The sequence below is a fragment of the Streptomyces apricus genome (genome assembly GCF_008369065.1).
Lineage (GTDB): Bacteria > Actinomycetota > Actinomycetes > Streptomycetales > Streptomycetaceae > Streptomyces > Streptomyces apricus.
Map to the genome: position 1 here is coordinate 1 of NZ_VDFC01000158.1, position 2,424 is coordinate 2,424.

At 76.0% G+C, this 2,424-nt stretch carries 2 protein-coding genes; both read right to left on the reverse strand.

What is annotated here, in order from left to right:
- Positions 1-25: 25 nt before the first annotated feature.
- On the reverse strand, positions 26-1,201 hold the full coding sequence (locus FGF04_RS38810; RefSeq protein WP_149516094.1) for an SPFH domain-containing protein: 1,176 nt from the start codon (positions 1,199-1,201) through the stop codon (positions 26-28).
- Positions 1,202-1,285: 84 nt separating this feature from the next.
- Positions 1,286-2,424 (reverse strand): peptidoglycan-binding protein (locus FGF04_RS38815; protein WP_149516095.1); only part of this gene is annotated, 1,139 nt, incomplete at its 5' end.

Below are 2,424 nucleotides of genomic sequence, written 5' to 3' on the forward strand. Positions count from 1 at the left end.
GTGGTCGTCGGCGGGGGTGTGCTGGTCAGCGATCTCCATGCCCCGTATAGAACGCCACCGTCAGGTCCTTCACCAGGGCCTTGCGCTCGTAGTCGTCCAGCTCGACGAGCCCGCGCACGGTCAGCCGGGTCACGGTGTCCTCGACCGAGTCGACGACCGAGGTGAGGACCCGGTCGCGGTGCCGGGCGTCCAGGGCCGCGATCCGGCGGCGCTGCATCACGGCGGCGAACTCGGGCGCGTACTCCACCCCGAGCGGCTGCGCCGAGTAGACCTGCAGGCCCGCCGCCGCCGCGTCCGCCGCCACCAGCCGGGTCAGCGCGTCGCCGACGGCCTCCGTGGTGCACGGGGCCGCGCAGTCCGCCGCGTCCGCCCCGTGCTGCGGGACGTCGGCCGGCAGCTGTGCAAGCACCCGGGCGAGGCCCGCCTCCACGCACTCGCGCAGGTACTGCTGGTGGTCCTCGACGCCGAGCGCGGCCCGCGCGGTGTCGCGCACCCGCCACACGACGAGCACGGTGACGCGCAGCGCGACCCCGTTCGCGTCGACCGCCGGGATCGGGTCGCTGCGCCAGTGCCGCAGCCGTACGTCGATCCGGCGGCGCAGCACCAGCGGGTTCACCCACATCAGCCCGGTGCGCCGGACCGTGCCCCGGTAGCCGCCGAAGAGGCCGAGCACCCAGGCGCGTCCGGTGCGTCCGCGCGCCAGGCCGCCGAACCCGAACAGGGCGAGCGCCCCGCACCCGGCGAGCGCCGCCCACTGGGGCCCGCCGAGCCCGGCGCCGGTGTGCGCCGGCAGACCGAGCGCGTCCACGGCGAGCGGCGGCAGGACACCGGCCCACCAGGACGCCAGGACACCACCGGCCGCCCCGGCGACCCCGGCCAGCACCCCGACCGCGCCCGGCAGCACCCGCGCGGACCGCTCCACCAGGCCGGGGTCGACCTCCGGCGCGGGCCTCGGCGCCAGCGGGGCCGGGGTGCGCCGGGCGATGCGCGGCTGCTCCCCGGTGCCCTTGCGGCGGTTCACGACCGCCGGCGCGAGCGCCACGGACACCGGCCCCGGCTCGTCGCGGAACAGCAGGTGGACCGGGATCTCGGTGGTCGCCTCGTTGTGGATGACCCGGGCCCCGCGGCCGCCGGTGTCGCGCGGGCCCGGCTCCGGCACCCCCTCGGACTCCGGGGAGTGTGAAGTGGTCGTCGTGGTCATACGTGCCTCCGTACCTGCGCGCCGGGAAGAACCGTCAGGAAGAGCGGGGACCGCTGCGGACGTACCCGCGGGAGCGGACGTGCCCTAGGAGAAGAGCCGCCGCCAGGTCTCCGGGCCCGGGTAGCCGTCGGCCGCTCCGCCGCGCCACCCCTGCGAGCGCTGGAACGCCTCGACGTTGCGCCGGTCGCTCTCGCTCCAGCGCGGTCCCGGACCCTGTGTGTAGTGCGTGCCGAACCCCTTCTCCACCAGCCTCTTCCCGAGGCGGGTCACGTACGCGTTGTCGGCGCCGGGCCGGAACGCGGCCCGGCCGGGGTAGCCGGGCACGCCGTGCGAGCCCGCGTCCGTCGACGGAGCCGGCGTCGGGGCCGGGGGCCGCACGGGGGTGCCGGACCCTCCGGCGTTCGCCGGCCTGACGTCCCGGCCCCTGCCGTTCACCAGGTACGACCAGGTCGTCGGCCCCGGCAGCCCGTCGGCGTCGGCGCCCGTCCAGCCCTGCGCCAGCTGGAAGGCGCGGGTCGCCCGCCGGTCCGCGTCCGTCCAGCGCGGCCCCGGCCCCGAGCTGTAGTACGCACCGGCGCCGCGCGCGACGAGCATCCGCCCCAGCCGGGTGACGTACGCGTTGGTCCTGCCGGGCCCGAAGGCGGCCGCGCCGGGGAAGGCGGATCCGCCCGGCGAGGTGATGGGCGTGACCGGGTCCGTGCCGCCCGGGTCCGCGTCCGCCGTGAGCCCCTTGTAGCGGTACGGGAGGTAGCGGGCCGAGTTGCTCCAGTAGGCGTAGGGGGTGGACTGCCGCCGGGCCTTGGGCCGGGTCAGCTCGTACGCGACGTAGCGGCTGCGCGTGTCGTCCGTCCAGCCGCCGAAGATCGTGACGTGCGACCCCTTCTCGGGATCGGCCGGGTTGTGGAAGAGCAGGATGTCCCCGGGCCGGAGTTCGTCCTTGGCGATCCGCACGCCGTACGTGTCGAGGCTGCCCGTCCATTCGTTGCCGCCGAGGTTCCAGGCCATCGAGACGAAGCCGGAGCAGTCCTGGCGGTAGCCGTCGGACCAGTACTTGTTCATGTTGTACGGCACCTGCGCCGCGACCCATTCCTTGGCCCGTTCGATGATCTCGTTCCGGGTGGTGGCGGGGACCTTGACCCCGGCGGGGACGCCGCTGGGACCGTGCAGCGGGGTCGTGCCGCCCTGGGGCGTGCCGGGGTCGTCCGTCGCGGGGACGCCGGGGC